We start from the raw sequence: 21,551 nt of genomic DNA, 5'->3' as shown, positions 1-21,551 counted from the left end.
CAAGGAGATCGAATAATCATGAGTCATATGCATAAAACATTTACCATTGATGAACATTATTTAAATTCACTTCCTTTTCCTGCAATTGTCATGAATCAAGATGGACAAGCTATACATTTGGGAAAGCTTGCTGAACAGCTATTTGGTTTTTCAGCTACTACTATTAAAGAACATACCGCTTTATTTATTCATGAAAATTTACTACGTCAGCTTTCATTAGAAAAGTTTCAAACCATTTTACAAAATGATGACAGTACGTATATCAATCAAATTCAACTGCAAACGTATACAAATGAAGAAATTAACACAGCGCTGCTAGCTAAACCATTTATTGAACAAGGAGAGCGTTTCATCCTTATGATGTTTATCCTACCTGAATTAATGATCAATTCTGTCTCAAGTTGCGGTACTCTCGCAAACTTAAAACAAGGATTAGACTCGACATTTATGACAGTAACACTGGATCATGATGGGTTCATTTTAGAATGTAATGCTGAATTTCTAAAAACGAGTCAATGGACACCAAAACGCGTGATTGGTAAAACGTTCTGGCAGCTATTCCCTGAAAATAAAGAAAGTGAAAAGATCACTAACACCATCTGGCGTAATTTAAACAATGGCTCTACATGGCAAGGTGAAGTCGAAAAAGTTACAAAAGCAGGCCAATCTTATTGGGTACTACTAACAGCTATCCCAACATTTGATATCGAAACAAATGAGCAACAATTTTTATTAATTGAAAAAGATATCACCAAGTCCAAGTCAATTCAACATCAGCTTGAAAAAATCGCTTATATCGATACAGAAACAGGTCTTATGAATGCACATCGACTCGAAAAAGTGATTTCCAACATGATTGAGGATGAAAGAAACTTCTCTTTCGTCTATTTAAGTATAGATAAATTTTATACGTTAAAAGAGTTACATGATCAGCAAATCGATCAAAGTCTTATTGTAGAGTTTACAAATCGTATAAAAATGTACTTTCAAGATAGCACAATGGCACGTATTAACGAAAATGATTTTGTCGTGATTACACCATTAAGTGAATGGTTCATTCAAGGCTTCTTGTCTTACTTACAACAACATCCAATTTATAACAGTAATGTGGCTGTCCCTATTTCTATTAGTGGCGGAATTACACGTTATCCAGAGGATCAAACTACATTCTCCCAACTAATGAAGGCATCTATTGCTACTATTACAACTGTCCGTGAGGCCGGTGGCGATAAAATCGTCTCACTATCAAAAGCAACACATAAAGCATTAAATCGTAAAGCTTTAATTGAAAAACGTTTACTTCAGGCTCTTGACCAAAAAAACCTAAAAGTCCTTTATCAGCCGCAAATTGATGTTACTTCAGGTAAAATCACAGCTGTAGAAGCACTAGTTCGTTGGGAAGATGAAGTAATAGGCGTTGTCTCACCAGATGAGCTCATTCCAATTGCGGAAGAAACAGGTCTTATTAATAATATCGGTTCCTTTATGTTAGAAAAAGCTTGTGAACAGGCACTATCCTGGAAAAAAGCTGGTCTTGATTTAAAAGTATCCATTAACTCATCTGTACGCGAATTCCGTGATAAAAACATGGCAAAATCAGTTCTTGACACGTTAGCGAAAACTAGCTGCCCTGCGAATCTTATTCAAATCGAGATTACCGAGAAATTTGCCCTCGAAGCCGAAGCTGCTACCTTTATTACACAACAAATGCGTAAGCTTGAAAATGAAGGGATCGCCTTTATACTAGATGATTTCGGTACCGGATATGGTTCATTTAGATATATGCAAATTCTACCAATAGATACATTAAAAATCGATAAAGCATTTACAAGTTCTCTATTAAAATCTGAGAAAACCCAAAAGCTAATGAACGGTATGGTGCAACTCGGAAAATCTATGGAACTTAAAGTTGTCGCAGAAGGTGTCGAAACGGCTGAACAAGCAGATCTTTTAATTTCTTATGGCTGCGATGCGATTCAAGGTTACTATATTAGTAAACCGGTTCATGCAGAGGAAATTGAAGCATTACTAGTTAAATAGTTAATTTTAAAAGGAGGTTACGCTTAAGAACGTAGCCTCCTTTTTGTTGTTGAAAAACTATTATATTAATGACAGTAAGTAACTCTTCGGCGAAGTGAGTGGTTGATTTCCGTTGCGACTGGGCGCTTTGTTGTTGCTGTCGCTTCGCTTTCGCACAGAGCAAAGCTTCCTGGGGCGTCCGATGAGCCGCTTTTGTTGCTGCCGCTACGTTAGCACTACGCTTTCGCACAGAAAACATCCGCTTCGCTGCAGGGTCTCATCTGTGACGCTGATCCCCGGGGAGTCACCCAGTCTCCTCCACTCCAATCAACATATATTCATGGCATACGTTTTAAAAGTATCTCCCCCTACTTTTATGTAAAAAATACTCAAAACATCTACTTTTCAGATTATAATTTGGGGCTTATCAGAAAAAGAGATGTATCGAATTACGATACATCTCTCTTCTTGAATATTTATTCAATCACATCTTGTGCTCATTATCATTTTCATAAAAATAATGTCATAGCCATTACTTATCCCTCACCCATCGTGCATACAATGTTAGGTCTCCCGTAATTACATCTTTCGAGAAATCCCATGCTTCTGTAGTTTTTTGAGGGTGTGTATACCAGCCAATAAATTTGAAGCCTTTCTTTTGTGGATTAGCAGGGGCGTTCACTAAAGTGTTAGATGCCACTGTTTGTGATGGGACCTTACTGCCTCCAAGTGATTTAAACGTAACGGTATAGTCACCTTCTGATACTTGGTCCTTTGTCCATTTTGCATATAGTGTAACGTTTTTTGCCACTACATCTTTTGCAAAATCCCAAGGTACAGTCAATTCTTCATCTTTATACCAGCCGTCGAATGTATAGCCTACCTTCGTTGGAGCCAGTGGTGCTTTCATCAATTCGTTATAGCTGACTGTTTGCGATGAGACTTCACTTCCTCCGTTGGTATCAAACGTCACAGTGAAGCTTACTTTCGACCATTTAGCGTATAGTGTGATATCCTTTTTCACTACATCTTGATTGAAGTCCCATACCTCTGTTAGCTCATTGTCTTTATACCAGCCTTCAAATGTGTAGCCTTCTTTTACCATACTGGATGGGACTTTTAGTAATTCTCCATATTCTACTGATTGAGATGAAACTTCGCTTCCTCCATTAGCATCAAACGTGACAGTCAATGGACTCCACTTAGCGTAAATAGTCATTGGTTTGGTTACAGAGTTATTCCACTCTATCGTATAATCTTCATTTTCGAACCACCCTAAAAATGATTTCCCATCCTTATACGGGAGGTTAAAAGGATTTATGTTCCATTGAGGGTTATGTTCACCAATATAGTTCAAAAAATCTACATGTTCACCATAAAAAGTTACAAAATCTAATGGATTATGAGAAAATGCTTCATATCCTATCGTTGTTACACTTGAGGGGATTTCTACGCTTTCTAATTGATTTTCTGCAAATGCAGCCCTTCCTATCGTCGTCACGCTTGTGGGGATTTCTACACTTTCTAATTGATTTTCTGCAAATGCAGCCCTTCCTATCGTCGTCACGCTTGTGGGGATTTCTACACTTTCTAATTGATTATATGCAAATACACATTCTCCTATCGTCGTCACACTTGAAGGGATTTTTACATTTACTAATTGATTAATTGCAAATGCCATCGATCCTATCGTCGTCACGCTTGTAGGAATTTCTACACTTTCTAATCGATTTAACATAAATGTACGGTCTCCTATTGTTTTTACGCTTGAAGGGATTTCTACACTTTCTAATCGATTACTTGAAAAGGCACCATCTCCTATCGTCGTCACGCTTGTGGGGATTTCTACACTTTCTAATTGATTACTTGAAAAGGCAACCTCCCCTATCGTCGTCACGCTTGTGGGGATTTCTACACTTTCTAATCGATTACTTGAAAAGACACCATCTCCTATCGTCGTCACGCTTGTGGGGATTTCTACACTTTCTAATCGATTACTTGAAAAGGCATTCTTTCCTATCGTCGTCACGCTTGTAGAGATTTCTACACTTTCTAAGTGATTATCAGTAAATGCATAGTCTCCTATCGTTGTCACTCTTGAAGGGATTTCTACACTTGTTAATTTATTATGTCCAAATGCCCACATTCCTATCATTGTCACACTTGAGGGGATTGTTACACTTGTAAGCTGTTTCTTATAAAATGCTTCGTCTCCTATTCCTATAACTGGTTTACCGTTGATTTCATCAGGAATAACAATATCCTTTTGATCTTTATCTCCGTTCCATCCTGTAATGGAAACACCATTACCTATATCTGAAATGACAAAATCATTGTCACTATTGTATAGTGGTGCACTAGTCAGCGCTTCATCGTTCAAAGAATTTTCATCCTCTATAGGTATCGATGGTTCAGTTTCATCTTCTGTGTTACTATTTAGCGTATTATCATTATCATCATCGTTTTCATTCGGTTGTACTATGCCCTCATCATTATCGGTCATAAGATCATCACTCTTACTGGAATCTTCACTACTACTTTCACTGTTACTACTCATCGCATTAACAGTTTGATAGCCCAAAGTTAATTGGGAAAAGACTAAAAGAATGATCATTAAAAGTAAACTTGCTTTTTTCATTTCGAAATCTCCTTTTCACCATATTAAAAAAATAACAAAGGGTAGCTACCTTCAAATGAATAATATTTGTTATTTTCTACAATTATTAACACTAGCAATCCTCATAAAAAGATACAAATCAACTTTTGCTTGTTTTTGAACATATGTTGATAATCACTTTTCTTGGAATTTCTCACTAAGTTATGTAGGTGCTTCATATTCCACTCATTTTTTAACTGCAAAAGGAAAAGAAGTTACTCGTTCTCGCAGCTTACTATGAGCGGCGACTCTCTTTGATCACAATATATAAACTTGCAGGAATGCTCATTTTGCATAAGAAAACTAATTAGTTATCTGGCATCTGTGGAGGACAAAGAACATAAGGTTCGTCCTGTAAATTTTATAATTGGTTAAATGGGCGTGAGGATCTTCTGCAATCAATAAGTAGTAGGCCTAATGTAGAAAATTGGCTGGAATAGTAGAGTGAAGAATAACAGATATATTGTGCGGAGATAAGAAAAAGACCACCTTATTGTGGTCTTAAAATTATATTTTTTCTGTATGAAAAAATGACTGATTTAAACTTATTTAAGAAGTTGTAAAGTTCCTTCTGGTTGTTTATTTGATTGAGCAAGCATTGCTTGGGCAGCTTGTAATAAAATATTATTTTTCGTGAATATTATCATACCTTTAGCCATATCAGTATCGCGGATACGTGATTCAGCAGATTGAAGGTTTTCAGATGTTTTTGTAACTGAATTATAAGCGTATTCAAGTCTGTTTTGATGCGCCCCAAGACTAGAACGTACACTGGAAACAATATTGATAGCACTGTTGAAACTACTGATACTACTTTGAGCCAATGAGCTATCCAAAACTGAGACATCATTAATACCTATAGCCTGTGAACGAATATCAGGTATTGTTAATTCTGTTGTCTGACCAGAATTAGCTCCTATTTGAAGCTTTAAACCATCTGTAGGATCTGTAGATTCTGTAGGTTGATTTTCTCCTGCTGTTAAATCAATAACCCCTTCAATATAATTAATAGGGTCTTCATTAGGAACTTTTCTATGCCTTACATCAATTGTCATACCGTTATATGAAAACAATAAATTAGTATTGTCTTTTGTAATAATATGTCCTTCTGGTAATGTATAAATAGTTAACTTTTCTGCAACCCCCTTAACATATCGAACAGCTATCCATAAGTTTTTTGTAAAAAGACCATTATCAGGATCATCAATAACCTTCTCGCCTTCATTAAGCTTAATTTTATTTTTCTGATTAGGGTCTTCTTTAGGGTTACTAGCACTATTAAATTCAATCCAACCATCTTCTGCTGTAACCGGGCCTACTTTATTATCATTATTATACTTTTCTGTAATAGTTAATGATGAGGTTGGTGAAGGTGGTGAAGGTGGTGAGGGTGGTGAAATCTTTAGTGCACCATTAAGTAATTTTTTAGTATTAAATTCCGTATTATTACCAATAGATGTAATTTCTTTTTTAATCTCCTCTAATTCCATTTGGATCTTTGCTCTATCACTATCTGTATTGGTGTCATTCGCTGCTTGCACACTTAACTCTCTTGCGCGTTGAAGAAGGGAATGTACTTCATTTAAAGCGCCTTCAGCTGTTTGTATTAATGAAATACCATCCTGAATATTTTTTCCTGCCATATTTAAACCCCGAATTTGCCCACGCATTTTTTCTGAGATTGCCAGTCCAGCTGCATCATCTCCTGCATGATTGATTTTATATCCAGAAGATAGCTTCTCTAATACACTATCAGCCTTTTTCTTATTTTGTGTTAATCTGTTGTTTGTATTTAGGGATGAAATGTTATGTTTTATTCTCACAAATATCTACTCCTTTTAAATTAAACTAGTGGATAGGCTACACTAAGTTGGACAGATAAAATAAGGGGTTCTAAACTTAGACTATTAAAAAAGGGAGCGTGCTACTATGACACGTCAACGTCGGACTTTTACACCCGAATTTAAACTGCAATTAGTGAAGCTTTATGAAAAATGAAGTACTTGTCAGCACTTCATCGTTCAAAGAAGTAGTTTCATCTTCTAAAGTAATTGATGGTTCGTGATCATCTTCTGTATTACTCTTTAGAGAATTATTATCATTATCGTTATCATTCGGTTGTACTATGCCCTCATCATTATCGGTCATCAATCAGTAGACTTGCTTTTTTCATTTCGAAATATCCTTTTCATCATATAGAAAAAATAACAAAGGGTAGCTACCTTTAAATGAATAATATTTGTTATTTTCTACAATTATTAACACTAGCAATCCTCATAAAAAGATACAAATCAACTTTTGCTGGTTTTCGAACATATTTTGATATTCACTTTTCTTGAAATTTCTCGCTAAGTTATGTATGTGCTTCATATTTTTTCTCATTTTCAACTGCAAATGAAAAAGGAATCTGCTCGTTCTTACACCTTGTAAGAGTTAAGCAAATTCCTTTTTAATCCTACAAAACATGTGCTTACTAACTCGAGAGCTACAACCACAATGTTATTATCTGTACAACATTAAAGGAGGTTACGTTTAAACGTAACCTCCTTTATACTTTCAACCTGTTGCTTTAGCTTTTCTATCCGCCTACATTTGATGTAGAGCCTTATTTCTTATAGACCTTTTGGAATGTCGCCTTACTAGTACGTACAGAACGGAAAATAAGCTGTATTAGTACCTCTGCAAATACAAGTCCTATAACGATGGCACCAGTAATTAAAAATGCCTTAAATCCATACTGTAGCCCTTGTATATAATCATCCTCAACAACATTTCTCATAGCATTGTAAGCCATGCCTCCCGGAACTAACGGGATAATCCCACCAACAATAAAAATAATCATCGGCATTTTGAAGCGTCGTGCATACAAATGGGCAACGATTGCAATGACGAAAGCGCTAAAGAATGAGGCATTTACTACATCCATGCCATGCTCTGTTAGGACGAAGTAAATCATCCAGCCTACTACCCCAACAAAACCACAATAAATGAGGGTTTTTCTAGGTACATTAAAAATAACTGCGATACCTGCAGTCGCAAAAAAGCTAAGAATCAACTGTGTGATATAGTCCATGTCGTCTGCCTCCTAAAACGATAGAGTGACGGCAATAGCTGCACCGATTGCAAAAGCTGTTAAAAAGGCCTCTGCGCCCTTTGCCATCCCCGACATAAAATGACCTGCCATTAAATCCCGTACTGCATTCGTAATCAAAATACCTGGTACCAGTGGCATAACGGAGCTAATGACAATTTTATCTATTTCCGCACCATGACCATATTTCACTGAAAAGACAGCAATCGATCCTACTACTAATGAAGCTGTAAATTCTGCGAAAAATTTCACTTTTGTTAAGTCATTTATTAACAAAAGCACTAGGAAGCCTAACCCCCCTGCCAAACAGGCAAAAAGGAAATCAGACCATCCCCCCTTAAACATTATAAGGAAACAACCACTCGCAAGAGCCGCTGATATAACTTGAATATATGTTGGTAAAAAATAATTTGTTTTTTGTATCGACTTTAGCTCGTCATAAGCATCTTCTAATGTTATCATGTGAGATGTGAGTCTCCGAGATACTGAATTTACCAAGGCTATTTTTTGCAAATCTGTTACCCTGTTGGAAATTGATGTAATTCTCGTTGGCTGTGTCTTGCCTAACGAAAAAATGATCCCTGTGGGTGTGGTATAACATTGCGCATCTAGCATATTTTGAGAATGCGCCATACGTAGCATTGTATCCTCCACACGGTATGTTTCCGCACCACTTTCAATCATAATTCGCCCCGCAAGCAATAAGCAGTCAATCGTAAATTCATTATCCACTTCATGTAAAACCATTACAGTTAACTACCTCCCTCAATTATGCCTCGGCATAATTGCGTCCGGAATCGGCTTTGTGCTTAGGCCTGCACGATGCAGGTCAGTTAGCCGTTATCGCATGGATGCGATGATCTTAGGCTAACATCCCCTAAGAACTCCTTTCCGATTCCGTGACATCCGCCGGAGGCTTTAACTTCTTTCAACGGGTGTTTGGTACCCGTTGAAAGAAGTTAAGGTTCCTTGCCAATAGTATCGAACTGCAAATAAAAACTCAACTAAAAATTTCAACTTTTAACACAAAAGTATTTAGGCTTTCATATGATGAAAACGATAAGCTAATGAGTCATTTATTCATGAGGATTGTTTCCCACAAATTAATAGCAAAACTTCGTAGATTCGTATAACTTTTTCAATGACTAACACGTCTGATTGTATAGAAAAATAAATACGGAAAGGAGCGTCTCCATCAAAATGCCGGAACGCAGAAAAAAACGCGGCCCAATGATTGATTTCCTATTAATTGGCCTCATCATTTCATTAACGACTATTATTTTATTTATTATCCTATCAAAGGATGACTTTAAGTTTCAAAAAATCAGTGCCTCAAAAGAGACAAATTCAGATTCAATAAAGAGTAAACGATCCACAGAAAGCTCTGCGTTTCCAGGTATTCGTATTGTAAGCGATGTTTCTAATGATGATCGAACACCTTTTGCTATTCACTATCCAGAAACAGATACCAAAGCTTTTAACGATGCTGTATTACAGTACATAACGGATTCAAAAGAAAACTATCTGTCATCTATGAAAGAAAATAAAGATAAAGAGGCTATGGGTGAGCTTAATATTAGTTTGGAAACTTTCCCATATCAGAAGCACTACTATTCCTTTGTGCTAACAAAAACGTTGTATACAGGCGGAGCCAATCCCGAGGTTTCAACAAAAACATTCTTTATCAATCATGAAACGGGCAAACTAATTTCCATTGAAACATTGTTGAATAACGACGAAAACAACTTATCGGTATTAGCTACTCATGTACGTAATGACTTACAACAAAATCTCAAGTTAAAGGAAGACCTTTTCAAGGATGATGTCATTAAGTCAACTGAACCGAAGTGGTCTAACTTCCATCGCTTTGCTATCGTCGATAATTCGTTACAATTCTATTTTGATGAGTATGAGATTGCTAGCGGAGCAGCTGGTCCACAAACTGTGAAGCTTCCCCTTTCACTGATCAATCCTTTGTTAGCCTCTGAATTCCAGATCGCTATGGAAAAACCGGCGAAGCCAATTACGACAGGTGATCCAAACAAAAAACGTATTGCCTTAACCTTTGATGATGGCCCACATCCAAAGGTTACCGAACAGATTTTAAATACACTCGATAAGTATAACGCAAAAGCTACCTTCTTTATGCTTGGTAGTCGCGTACAATATTACCCTGATATCGCAAGAGACGTACTTGCAAGGGGACATGAAATCGGGAATCATTCATGGAACCATCCTGTATTAACGAAACTGTCACTAGAATCGGCAGGCAATCAATACGCATCTACAGTTGCGGAAATAGAGAAGGCCATCAATCAAAAGCCAACTGTATTTAGACCACCATATGGAGCAACAAACGATACGATTAACGCTCAGATTCCAATTCCTGTTGTTTTATGGTCGATTGATACATTAGACTGGAAGTTTCGCGATGCGCAACAGCTACTACCTCATGTCAAAAATAATTTACACAATAACGCCATTGTCTTAATGCATGATATTCATCAATCGACTGCCGACGGTCTTGATGCCGTACTTGCTTATTTACAAGGGCAAGGCTATGAATTCGTGACAGTATCGGAAATTCTTCCATATCGTCAGAAATAACCCGCTAAAGAAAAAGTCCAATGAACTCAAGGTTTATTGGATTTTTTTGTGTTAAAAAACTTATTATGTCGATGAACTTCTGCAAAACGAGGGGGTGATTTCCGTTCCAGGCTACTCGCTTTCCCATGGGAGTCGAGTAATCCATGCTAGCGTAGTACTTTCAATTGTGCAATTAAGAATGAACGCTATGATAAAGTAAAAGGATTCACGCACAGTTTTGTGTGTGAATCCTTTTTGGTCTTTTGAAGGTGGATGTCGATAAAAATTAAAAGTTAGGTGATACAACGTGAAAGTTTGTAGATAAAATTTAAAAGTTGGGCGATAACTGCTGAAAAGGTCCCGATCAAACTAAAAAGTTGGATGTCATTTTGTTAAAACGTGTTATGCGGATAAGTTGATTGGATTGGAGACTCCAGTCGGAACGGAAATCACCCCCTTGCTTTGCAACAGAGCCTAACTTTATTTAATATGAAACCTTAATCTCACCGACATGATTTTCAACAACATGAAAAGTCCAATAACCCTTAAGTTTATTGGACTCTTTTCGTTATTTGATTGTTAATGTATCCAGTGGTTTGAAGTCTTTTAGCTGATAACTCTTTACTTCATTGTGAGCTACTGTGTAAAGAGCGTCATCTATATAGACTACTCGCTGTACACGCTGCTCCCAACTTTCATACTGATCGCCAGTGCCTTTATGAACAATATTTCCTTTTAGTACGATCCCTTTATCCGCAGTGATTTCATAGATTTGTGCGCCTTGCCCTTTGTAGACAATTTCATCGCCCTTCCCTGCATCATACAGGACAACTGGGAAACCAAAGTAATGGTATTCCTGGTTGCGGAATAACGCTTTAGGGTTGTATTGAACATCGGAGTACGAGCCTTTTCCACCGATTTTTACGGTTGATTGTTCCTTTGGATGTTTGAAATCCGAAACATCAAATAATGACATTTTCATATTCGTTGTCACCGTAAAATTACGCTTCGAATAGGTATCATAGCGTTGCTCCGTATCATAGCCAATGCCGATTAAATGTGTATCGTCTAATGGATGTAAATAGTTACTAAAGCCTGGAATCTTTAGCTCCCCTAGCACAGCTGGCTTTTTCGGGTTTGCTACATCAATCACAAACAGTGGATCCACTTGCTTGAATGTTACTACATATGCTTTTTCGCCCATAAAGCGTGCAGAATACACTTTTTCACCAGGAGCTAAATCTTTTACAGCACCGAGCTGTTGCAAATTTTTATCTAAAATAAATAGGTGATTTCGTGATATTTGTTGTTCATCCCATGTATTTCCTTCCGTTGTAACGATACGGAAATTACCGTCATATTCATCCATCGAGTATTGATTTAACACGGATCCTTTTACTTCCGTAGTACCTACAAAATTCATGGCAGTTCCATCAACATTCCATTTAAAAACTTGCGTATTCGTTGTTCTTGGCATCCAGATCCTATCCATCATGAGGCCAGCAGCAGGCACTGGGTTTCCATCATAAATGGGTGTTGTTAAATAAAGTGCATTCTCCGACATATAAAGTCCACTACTACCACCTAAGTATCCTTTCGTATTCGCCGTTTTCTGAGCACCATTTTTTAAATCCACCGCTGTCATTAAGCTATATGTTCCATCCATTGTATTTGGTAAAATAGAAATTTTCTCTAAAGGTAAACTTTTATATTCTTTTCCTTCTACACTATCATATGTTTTCGGTTTTAAATCCGGCGCTTTTTTCTCTCTAAGCATCCAATAATTCGGATACATATTACCGATTAAATATAATGTGTCATTTGTAATTCGAATATCTTGTAAATACCCCTCTTGCCCCACTTCACGTATGAGCTTTGGATTTTTGGGATTTGAAATATCATATAACGAAGCTGTCGTCATACTTGTGCCTATTTTTTCTAAATATTCATCGCTAATTGCTATTAATAAATGGTCGTATACTGCTAGCTTCGAAATGTATTGTGATTCCTTCATCTTGATCGTTGTCGCTAGCTTTAAATTTTTCGGGTTTTTAGCATCCACAACCGTAATGTTCTGATCTTTTACAGCGTAAATATAGCCATCTTTGACAACAACTATATCCCCCTCCTCTACGCCTTCGACTTGATTATTCGTTGTAGAGGAGTTGCTCGTACTTGCTTTGTCCTCGCTCTTCGCCATTTCTGTGTTTGCTTCTTCATGCACCTTTCTTTGTGTATTAGCTAAAAGTGTTTCAAAATATTGTTGTAGCTCTTTTTCTGATTTTACGGCTTCAAGCTTTTCAATGATGGTGAACGCTATTACTTGCGATGTTGTTTTAGGTCCACCTAGTACAAACGCTTCTTTATTCACATGTAATTTATAGCTACCGGGTGCTAAATCGCTAATGAGAATGGTCTTGTTATCATCTGCCAATGCGACAGTTGCTGTTACCTTTTGATCTTTGCTATTCGTTACGTAAACATTGTCTTCCGTTATTTTGCTGGCCTTTAGTGCCTGCGTAAAGGAAACTTGCCAGCTATGAGTTGTCATACTCGCACTTGTAGTATTTGCCTCCACTTTTGGGGCCGACATGAACGTAAAAATTCCTGGCAAAATAGCTAGTACGATGATGATTAACAATGCTACCCACTTATGCTTCATCATTTTTCCTACCTTTCATAATGTTGTTTATTATTTAGACTACCAAGGAGTAAAAGAGTTACATTATTCTGAAATTTTCCTCGAAAAAACGAGAGGGCGTGAATCCCTCTCGTTTTCAAATTAGCTTCTACTATTGTACGTTTACTGTATATGCCCCGTTTTCATGATCAAATTTATAAATATATAAATAATATTTGCCTGGTTCCGCATTATATTTACCTTTTATATTATTTCCATCTTCCTGTCCATATGCTACGTAATTTCGCATATCAGACTCATGACAAAGCACCCATGTCATGCCAATTTGATTTTCATTTAAGACAGAAATATCGATTTCTTTTGGAGACGTAACATCGAATGTGTATACATCCGTATGATCATCATCCATCAAGCTACCTTTTAGGGGCATATTAAATGGAATTATATTCGCTTCTTCTGGACGATTATTTGGTTCTAGCTCTGTTTGTGCTTCATTCTGTACATTTACTGTATATGTCCCGTTTTCATGATCAAATTTATAAATATATAAATAATACTTTCCTGGTTCCGCATGAAGTTTACCTTTTATACTATTTCCATCTTCCTCTCCGAATGCTACGTAATTTTCCATATCAGACTCATGATAAAGCACCCATGTCATGCCAATTTGATTTTCATTTAAGACAGAAATATCGATTTCTTCTGGAGATGTAACTTCGAATGTGTATGCATCCGTATCATCATCATCGATCAAACTACCTTTTAGGGGCATATTAAATGGAATTGTCTTCGCTTCTTCTGAATGAGTATTCCCTGTTTGTGCACCCTTCCGTACAGATACAATTGCATGATCTTTACTTGCTATGCCCTTATCATTTTTCACTGTTAATGTCACAGTATATGTGCCTTCTTTTTCGTATACATGCGTAGGGTTTGCCTCTGCACTCGTTTTTCCATCACCAAAATCCCAAAGGTAAGAAACGATTTCTCCATCCTTATCTTTTGAACCATCGCTCTTGAACTGGATTTCTTCATTTTCAATTCCAGCATATGGACCATTTATCTTTACAATAGGCGCTTGATAGTCGCCTTCATCCGTCGCAACGCCGTGGAAAACAACATCATATTCAAACTGGTTTGCTGCATTCACACGGTAGTTTACGAAATACGCAGTCATTGTTTTATAGCCGCTCCACTCTTTTTGCGACAGCTGCTCCAGTACTTCGTTCACTTGCTTACTCATCGTTTTCCAATCTTTAGACTCACCTTGTGTTTCACTACCTACATACGTACCTTCGAGTGTAAATGTATCAAAGAATTGAGACTTATGTTTTGTCATTTTTACATCTTGTACGTTCGCCACATCGGTAATTTCTTGCTCCACTTCGTTTAACGCTTTTGGTGCATGTTCCACTAAATAATCTTCTGCTACTTGTGGCACCTCGTATTTCTCTTGATTATCAATCAATTGCTGCATATAGTCTTGGTATTCCGCATTCAGTTGTGGATCTTTACTTAAAGCGTCACGATACGCATCATAATTTTTCACATCGTTCGCACGAATTAAATCTTGAATTCTATCAAATGTCTCAAATTGATGAGTATACATAAAGGACTGTAGTGCAAATGAATAGTTATAAAAATCCCATGATCCATATTTTGCAAACAATGTCTGTTTAGCTGTATAACGTTGTGATGGGTCATCTGATAATCCACTAATAATACTCTTACGTGGCACAACATCATTTGTACGCGTTGATCCTGCAAAGAATTCTGCATTTCCTTCTTGGAACCATGTTAGTCGTTCATTTTGATACATATCACCTGTTCCGAATAAACCAGGAACCTCGTACCTTCCTTGCAAATAGTGTGTGAATTCATGGCGGAACAACTCTTCTAAACTATAAATACTTTGCTCCGGCGTACGTTCATATGTAAAGAACGTTCCCTTCTCTTCAATATAAATACCACCATTATTCGTTTCATAGCCGTACAATTGACGGTTTAATCGATATTGATCTGGAGAGTCATAAATGACAACAGTTAATACATCGTCAGCATTACCTGGTTCTAATGCTTTGTCATTCCCAATTACACGGTGATATTGAGCTTTTACTTCTTTTGCAGCCCAGTATAATCTTTGAATTTTGTCGTCTGTTACGTTAGCTCCCGTCTTAAAGACAATCGATCCATTATCAAATGTATATGTTTTCGGTAAATACTGCTTCTTACCCTCTTCACGCATTTTCTCTAAATCTACTGCATTTCCGCTATAGTCTTTTCCATCATAATTTGTAGTAAGTTGCTCTACTGCCACAAAGTAAGCTTCACTTAAATATGGATACATTTGCATCGCTTGTGTAACAACTTCTAAACCTTTATCTGGATTACTATGGAATCCTCCTAATCGCCCTGCATAATAAATGCCATTATTGATTAGCCAACTATTGTTATCTGTTACATTATGTATAAGCGCAATGTTATTCACTTCATTGATGAAACTGTCAATCTTTCCATACCACATCGTCGTATTCGCTTCTTTACCTGTCTGCTGCAAGTACGATTGCAGGTCATAATCAATCCCATGTATTAAATCATAGATTGCTTGCCCTTTTAGAGAATCACTTTCATATGTAGAGAGATTTTCGTTATACTGTTTTAAAATCTTCGCAGCATACTGAACTGTTTCTGCATCACTAGAAGCATTACCGATTAATTTCCCATAGGCAGATACCACTTTATCTTGCTCATCTGTCCCAAGTTTAAAGTTCGGATTTTTCGCCATTTCCTTTAATGCTGGTAAACACTTATCATGGAAACTTCTCTCGTTTAAATAACCTAGTTCGTTATTATAAAATCCTACATAAAAAGCAGAACGCAATAGCTCAACAAATGTTTCAATACCCTTTGAATCATCTTTCGTAAAAGAACTTCCTCTTTTCCCTAATTCATTGATGATCACTTGCATGCGTTCTTTATTTTGGTAAAAGGCTTTTGTTTCCTCATTGAATTGGAATAGGTCTGTAATTTGATACCAGCGAATATTTCCTAGTGTATCAATGAGCTCACTATCGCTCATTCTAGTAAGCTCTGCCATCGAGTACTGTTCCTGCAATTGCTTTGTTTCAGCAAGTTTTATAGTTGGAGCTGGGTGTTCCGAAAAATCTCCAATTTCCAAACGTTTTTCAAATGATAATGTTTCATCAGCCGTAGTAGAATGTGTCACTTCATCATTCGACGTTCCTATGCCAACAGGCTTCATTTGTAATACATTATAAGGCGTTTTTTCTGCTGCTGATGCTTCTGCTTGTAACGCTCCGAACGACAGTGCCATTGTACTTACTCCAATTAACACTTGATTGAGTTTTAATTTTTTCTTCATAAAAATCCTCCTATGGTACCACATTTATAAATCGGTAATATGTTGATTATTTAGAACTATATTACATTTTTAAAAATACCATATTATGTGAGTAAAGCAATATAAAATGTTATTTTTAGTAAAATTTTCTTGTATAATTTGAACATCAAGACACAATTAGAGCATATAAACAGGTTTCGTTGTAATTAAATGGGGTATTTCTCTTAAACATAAAAAAAGAACCCGGAATTCGGATTCTTTTTTAAAATAAAAGGTTTGATAAAACGCTTACTCTTCAAATGGCCATTTTGGTAGCATTTTTGCCAATGACTTATCTTGGCGTTTTCCTAATACATAGTCAGCCTGCATAATTGTATGAATCTCCCGCGTACCTTCATAGATAACGGGTGCTTTCGAGTTACGTAAATACCGGGCGACTGGATATTCATCTGAATAACCATATGCTCCATGAATTTGTACAGCATCATCCGCAGCTTTATTGGCAAAATCACAAGCCTGCCACTTTGCTAATGATGTCTCTCGCGTATTACGTACACCTTTATTTTTTAATTCCCCAACATGATAGACAAGCAAGCGACTCATTTGATAGCCCGCTTCCATTTTGGCAATCATTTGCCCTACTAGCTGGTGCTCACCAATAGGCTTTCCAAATGTTTCGCGTTCATGACAGTATTTCACACTCGCCTCGAGACACGCTTGAATGAGACCGACGGCGCCAGCAGCTACGGTGAAACGACCATTATCTAACGCAGACATTGCAATTTTAAAGCCTTCTCCTTCTTCTCCTAGACGATTCTCTACAGGTATACGTAGATTTTCGAAAAAGAGCTCACCAGTATTACCAGCACGAATCCCATATTTACCTTTAATGGCCTTCGATGTAAAGCCCGCCATGGAACGCTCCACGATAAATGCGCTAATGCCATGATGCTTCTTCGATTTATCCGTGTAGGCAAAAACGATAAAATGGTCAGCTATATCACATAAGGAAATCCATGTTTTCTGCCCATTTAATACGTAAAAGTCTCCATTCTTTACAGCGGTGGTAGACATTGCAGCTACATCTGATCCTGCTCCGGGCTCTGTTAAACCGAACGCCCCAATCCGAACACCTTTCGCCTGCGGAACAAGATATTGCTGTTTTTGAGCCTCTGTTCCCCATTGCATTAGGGTCATGCTATTCAAGCCTGTATGAACGGAAACAGCTGTACGAAATGCTGTATCTCCACGTTCAAGCTCTTCACAAACGATGGCGAGTGCATTGTAATCCATACCACTGCCACCGTATTGTTCTGGGACACAAACACCCATTAAGCCGAGCTCAGCTAGCCTTGACCAAATCTTCGGATTGAAGCCACCTTCAGCATCCCACTTCGCAATATGTGGAAGTATCTCATCATCCACAAACTTCCGTACTGTTTTACGTAACATTTCCTGCTCAGTGGTAAATTCAAAATTCATGACCGAGCACCTACCATTTCACGATCATTGCTGATGTATGAGACGTTTCCTTAATAACTACACCACGTTTGGCCATTTCTTCAATATAAATGTCGCCCGGTACAATTGATTCAGGTGCAAATACACCGCACTCTGAAATTTTATGTTCTCCAATCATTTGAGCAACGACAGAAATTGTATTGGCTGTTGCACGAGCCATAGCTGTTTCATTAATCGTCATATCTTTACGCACAACCATTTCGTACTCATACGTCACTTGTTGCTGTGCCTTTTCACCCGCTACAATAACACGCAATAGCACTGCATCTGGTTTTGTACCAAGCTCAAGTTTCTTTTTAAGTGCCTCCCGAACAACTGGACGTACAGAAACCTCCTGATTTTCTATCTCTACCTTATTACTAGCATCGAGGAATCCTAAATCGGCTAATAGCTTAAATTTCTCTGCATGTCCTTTATAACGAATTGTTTTATATTCTAATGTTTGGACATTTGGGAATGTCTTATCCAACGTCGATATACCGCCAGATGTATAAAATGCCTCAAGCACACCAAAATCTTTGAAATAAATAGGTTCAACGCCTGATAACGACGGAACTTCTTGAAGTTTACCTTTTTGAATCACTTTTGATGGCTCTGTATAATGATCAAAGACACCATCTAGAGAAAATACGCGAGTATAGTGAAGAGGTGGCTTCGGTTCTGTAGGAATACCGCCTACAAATAGTTTAATAGATTCCACCTCATCTAATTTCGAAGCACCGTAACCTGCTAAAATATTGACCATACCTGGCGCAACACCTAAGTCTGGAATAATGGTTACACCTTTTACTTTTGCCTCTTCGTCGAGATCTAATATTTTTTCTGTGACACCGCCAATATGACCACCTAAATCCACGGAATGAACACCCGCCGCGATGGCTGCTCTTGCTACACGCTCATTAAAGGCATAGAATAATGCATTAACGACTACATCGCCTTTTGAAATAACCTCCATTAACGAGTCATCGCGCTCGGCATGAAGCTCTACAACCTCAATTTTATCTGTATTTAACGAGTCCACGAAGTCCTGCGCTATTTTTACGTCAATATCCCCTAAAAATACACACTCTACTTTGCTATTTTTTATTAAATCACGAGCTACCTCTTTCCCCATTAAACCTGCACCTAATACAACAACTTTCATCAAGAACATCCCCTTTCATTGATCTGTTATTCTGTATCGATTTGTGCTCTTTGTAATTTCCCGCTATAGTCTACATAAATACTTTTCCATTCTGTATAGACGTCCAAGGCAGCTACACCTGAGTCACGGTGACCATTCCCCGTACCCTTTGTCCCACCAAATGGCAAATGGATTTCAGCACCTGTTGTGCCAGCATTCACATAAACAATACCTGTATCTAAATCTCGTTGTGCGCGGAAAATCGTATTCACATCTTGTGAAAAAATTGAACTGGATAAGCCAAATTTTACGCCATTGTTTACTTCGATTGCTTCATCCAAACTTGCTACTTCAATAAGAGAAACGACCGGACCAAAGATTTCTTCCTGTGCAATAATCATGTCAGGCTTCACATTGGTAAATAGTGTAGGCTCATAATAAAATCCTTTGTCATAAGGAGGCTCAGATAAAGTTCTACCTCCAGCTAACAACGTTGCCCCTTCCTGTTTGCCGATTTGCACATAGTGATTAATCTTTTCCAATGCAGCTTTGTTGATGACAGGTCCGATTTTCACATCTTCATCTAGACCGTCCCCAATTGTTAGCTTTTGCATTTCGTCTAATAGACGTTTTTCTAGGTCCTCTCTTACATCTTTATGCACGATCACGCGACTACATGCTGTACATCTTTGGCCAGCAGTGCCAAATGCACTCCATAAGATGCCTTCAGTAGCTAGTTGTAAATCGGCATCATCCATCACGATGACTGCATTTTTTCCGCCCATCTCTAATGAAATTTTCTTCAGGTGTTTACCACCTAGCTCCGCTACCTTACTTCCTGTTGTTGTAGAGCCGGTAAATGAAATGACCTTAACGTCTGGATGCTCAATTAATGCTGTTCCAACTGTAGGCCCTGTACCGAAGACGATGTTTGCTACTCCATCTGGTAAGCCAACCTCTTCAAAAATTTTACCCATTTCATACGCCATCATCGGTGTTTCATTAGACGGCTTCCAAATGAACGTATTGCCAGCAACAATGGCCGGGAATGACTTCCAGGTAGCAATCGCTACAGGAAAATTCCACGGAGTTATTAAACCGACAACGCCAATAGGTGCCCGTACACTCATGGCAAATTTATCGGCTAGCTCAGACGGTGTTGTCTCCCCAAATAACCGTCGCCCTTCACCAGCCATATAATAGGCCATATCGATCCCTTCCTGTACTTCACCTCTAGCTTCTTCAATAACCTTTCCCATCTCTTTTGTTAAAACGGTCGCTAAATGCTCTTTCTTCTCCTTCATTTTTTGACCGATGGCATATAAATAGTCAGCACGTTTAGGCGCAGGTACTAATGCCCATTTTTTTTGTGCCTGTTTTGCAACCGCTACCGCTTCATCTACCTCACTTACCGTAGAACGCGGAATCGTAGCTAGCTGCTCCCCATTTGCAGGGTTGGTCACTGCTATACTTTGTAAATGGGGATATGTTGCCCATTTACCACCGATATAGTTTTTGATTTCCACTACAAACACCCCCTGAAGAATCTTTGTTGCCTCTGTATCATCGTTACCAGTCGCATTGCTTTTAGACAGATGTCATCTATTAATCTCTTACAGAATCAACTGTGTCAAAATTCCGAATTTTTAATATATAGCAATCTACAAAGCATGCTTTTGGTTCAATGACGTCGGTGACAATCACCAGAGATTTTTATTTTCTTTTAGCTAAGTTACGGATGAAAATCTTTTGTGAGCATTGAAAAAACAATCACAAATTTTCAGCTAAGCGAAAATAAAAAATACTCATACTAGTTTTTTATATTCGACATTCTCTATCTTATTCCTTTTTTTTCTCAAATAATTAATTATGCATTGAAACTTAAGTAACTTATAATCGTAAATAATAATAAACTTATTTTGGAGGAATCCTATTATGAATAATCATGAAATTGACTACAAATTATATGGCGACGATATGCAATACGTGCAAGTTGAGCTTGACCCGCAAGAAACAGTAGTAGCTGAAGCTGGTGCTTTAATGATGATGGATGATTCTATCCATATGGAAACGATCTTTGGCGATGGTTCAAGAGGAAGCCTAGAAAGTGGTCTTATGGGTAAATTATTTGGAGCCGGTAAACGATTAGTTACAGGTGAAAGTTTATTTATGACGACATTTACGAATGTTGGTTCGGGTAAACGTCATGTGTATTTTGCTTCTCCATACCCTGGAAAGATTATTCCAATGGATTTAAGTCAATTAGACGGAAAGATTATTTGTCAAAAAGATGCTTTTTTAGCTGCTGCAAAAGGAGTCTCAGTTGGCGTTGAATTCCAGAAAAAAATCGGCGTTGGCTTCTTCGGTGGTGAAGGCTTTATTATGCAAAAGCTTGAGGGAGACGGCATGGCTTTTGTACATGCAGGTGGCGCTATTCACGAAAAGACTCTAGAACCTGCTGACTACTCCCACAGCTAAAGCAGTGGGGCTCTTATATACTTAAGAGAAGCGTTACAAAGCTCTCCACAGATGGTGTTGCCATGTCCTGTGTAC

Annotated in this window: 13 protein-coding genes and 1 pseudogene; 3 read left to right on the top strand and 11 right to left on the bottom strand. The window is 37.8% G+C overall.

Annotated features, from left to right (window positions below):
• Positions 1–18 precede the first annotated feature (18 nt).
• Positions 19–2,040 carry an EAL domain-containing protein gene (locus ACFCYJ_RS23000; protein WP_376077515.1) on the top strand — a complete coding sequence of 674 codons (2,022 nt, stop codon included), beginning with the start codon at positions 19–21 and terminating at the stop codon, positions 2,038–2,040.
• On the opposite strand, the gene ACFCYJ_RS22995 is transcribed toward ACFCYJ_RS23000, so the two are convergent.
• The 6 genes from ACFCYJ_RS22995 to ACFCYJ_RS22970 all read right to left on the bottom strand — a co-directional run bounded on the left by ACFCYJ_RS22995 (position 2,033) and on the right by ACFCYJ_RS22970 (position 8,513).
• A complete protein-coding gene (locus ACFCYJ_RS22995) occupies positions 2,033–2,269 on the bottom strand; it encodes a hypothetical protein (protein WP_376077512.1) in 237 nt (78 codons plus the stop codon). The two genes, ACFCYJ_RS23000 and ACFCYJ_RS22995, sit on opposite strands and share 8 nt — an antisense overlap.
• Before the next feature lie 282 nt (positions 2,270–2,551).
• Positions 2,552–4,657: a leucine-rich repeat protein gene (locus ACFCYJ_RS22990; protein ID WP_376077510.1), complete on the bottom strand. Its 2,106-nt coding sequence runs from the start codon at positions 4,655–4,657 to the stop codon at positions 2,552–2,554.
• Between the two features lie 563 nt (positions 4,658–5,220).
• Positions 5,221–6,498, bottom strand: coding sequence for a flagellar hook-associated protein FlgL (flgL, locus tag ACFCYJ_RS22985; RefSeq protein WP_376077507.1), 1,278 nt, complete (start codon positions 6,496–6,498; stop codon positions 5,221–5,223).
• A 151-nt stretch (positions 6,499–6,649) separates the two neighbouring features.
• Positions 6,650–6,823 carry a hypothetical protein gene (locus tag ACFCYJ_RS22980; RefSeq protein WP_376077505.1) on the bottom strand — a complete coding sequence of 58 codons (174 nt, stop codon included), beginning with the start codon at positions 6,821–6,823 and terminating at the stop codon, positions 6,650–6,652.
• A 457-nt stretch (positions 6,824–7,280) separates the two neighbouring features.
• Complete coding sequence (locus ACFCYJ_RS22975; protein ID WP_376077503.1) at positions 7,281–7,748, bottom strand: threonine/serine exporter family protein; 468 nt, start codon at positions 7,746–7,748, stop codon at positions 7,281–7,283.
• Positions 7,749–7,760: 12 nt separating this feature from the next.
• A complete protein-coding gene (locus tag ACFCYJ_RS22970; RefSeq protein ID WP_376077501.1) occupies positions 7,761–8,513 on the bottom strand; it encodes a threonine/serine exporter family protein in 753 nt (250 codons plus the stop codon).
• Positions 8,514–8,966: 453 nt separating this feature from the next.
• Between ACFCYJ_RS22970 and ACFCYJ_RS22965 the strand changes: the two genes are divergently transcribed.
• On the top strand, positions 8,967–10,373 hold the full coding sequence (locus ACFCYJ_RS22965; protein ID WP_376077498.1) for a polysaccharide deacetylase family protein: 1,407 nt from the start codon (positions 8,967–8,969) through the stop codon (positions 10,371–10,373).
• Between the two features lie 547 nt (positions 10,374–10,920).
• Here ACFCYJ_RS22965 and ACFCYJ_RS22960 read toward each other — a convergent pair.
• The 5 genes from ACFCYJ_RS22960 to ACFCYJ_RS22940 form a co-directional block, all read right to left on the bottom strand.
• The gene (locus ACFCYJ_RS22960) at positions 10,921–13,017 is read right to left on the bottom strand and encodes a beta-propeller domain-containing protein (RefSeq protein ID WP_376077495.1); all 2,097 of its coding nucleotides are present in this window, start codon (positions 13,015–13,017) and stop codon (positions 10,921–10,923) included.
• Positions 13,018–13,144: 127 nt separating this feature from the next.
• On the bottom strand, positions 13,145–16,375 hold the full coding sequence (locus tag ACFCYJ_RS22955; protein ID WP_376077493.1) for a collagenase: 3,231 nt from the start codon (positions 16,373–16,375) through the stop codon (positions 13,145–13,147).
• A 267-nt stretch (positions 16,376–16,642) separates the two neighbouring features.
• A complete protein-coding gene (locus tag ACFCYJ_RS22950) occupies positions 16,643–17,836 on the bottom strand; it encodes an acyl-CoA dehydrogenase family protein (protein WP_376077490.1) in 1,194 nt (397 codons plus the stop codon).
• Positions 17,837–17,846: 10 nt separating this feature from the next.
• The gene (locus ACFCYJ_RS22945) at positions 17,847–19,019 is read right to left on the bottom strand and encodes a saccharopine dehydrogenase family protein (RefSeq protein WP_376077487.1); all 1,173 of its coding nucleotides are present in this window, start codon (positions 19,017–19,019) and stop codon (positions 17,847–17,849) included.
• A 26-nt stretch (positions 19,020–19,045) separates the two neighbouring features.
• Positions 19,046–20,524 (bottom strand): aldehyde dehydrogenase family protein, encoded by a 1,479-nt coding sequence (locus ACFCYJ_RS22940; RefSeq protein WP_376077484.1) that lies wholly within the window; start codon positions 20,522–20,524, stop codon positions 19,046–19,048.
• A gap of 409 nt (positions 20,525–20,933) precedes the next feature.
• Between ACFCYJ_RS22940 and ACFCYJ_RS22935 the strand changes: the two are divergent.
• Positions 20,934–21,461 (top strand): annotated as a pseudogene (locus ACFCYJ_RS22935) (AIM24 family protein); the annotation flags it as partial.
• Between the last annotated feature and the right edge of the window lie 90 nt (positions 21,462–21,551).

This window comes from Lysinibacillus sp. NPDC056232 (genome assembly GCF_042267565.1).
Classification (GTDB): domain Bacteria; phylum Bacillota; class Bacilli; order Bacillales_A; family Planococcaceae; genus Lysinibacillus.
Note: the sequence above shows the minus strand (reverse complement) of the source record. Positions and strands in the feature narration are given on the sequence as shown.

Bases quoted from the DNA above. Each gene is read 5' to 3' on its own strand.
- ACFCYJ_RS22950 (WP_376077490.1), bottom strand. From the start codon at position 17,836: ATGAATTTTGAATTTACCACTGAGCAGGAAATGTTACGTAAAACAGTA.
- ACFCYJ_RS22955 (WP_376077493.1), bottom strand. From the start codon at position 16,375: ATGAAGAAAAAATTAAAACTCAATCAAGTGTTAATTGGAGTAAGTACA.
- ACFCYJ_RS22945 (WP_376077487.1), bottom strand. From the start codon at position 19,019: ATGAAAGTTGTTGTATTAGGTGCAGGTTTAATGGGGAAAGAGGTAGCT.
- ACFCYJ_RS22960 (WP_376077495.1), bottom strand. From the start codon at position 13,017: ATGATGAAGCATAAGTGGGTAGCATTGTTAATCATCATCGTACTAGCT.
- ACFCYJ_RS23000 (WP_376077515.1), top strand. From the start codon at position 19: ATGAGTCATATGCATAAAACATTTACCATTGATGAACATTATTTAAAT.
- ACFCYJ_RS22990 (WP_376077510.1), bottom strand. From the start codon at position 4,657: ATGAAAAAAGCAAGTTTACTTTTAATGATCATTCTTTTAGTCTTTTCC.
- ACFCYJ_RS22980 (WP_376077505.1), bottom strand. From the start codon at position 6,823: ATGACCGATAATGATGAGGGCATAGTACAACCGAATGATAACGATAAT.
- ACFCYJ_RS22975 (WP_376077503.1), bottom strand. From the start codon at position 7,748: ATGGACTATATCACACAGTTGATTCTTAGCTTTTTTGCGACTGCAGGT.
- ACFCYJ_RS22965 (WP_376077498.1), top strand. From the start codon at position 8,967: ATGCCGGAACGCAGAAAAAAACGCGGCCCAATGATTGATTTCCTATTA.
- ACFCYJ_RS22970 (WP_376077501.1), bottom strand. From the start codon at position 8,513: ATGGTTTTACATGAAGTGGATAATGAATTTACGATTGACTGCTTATTG.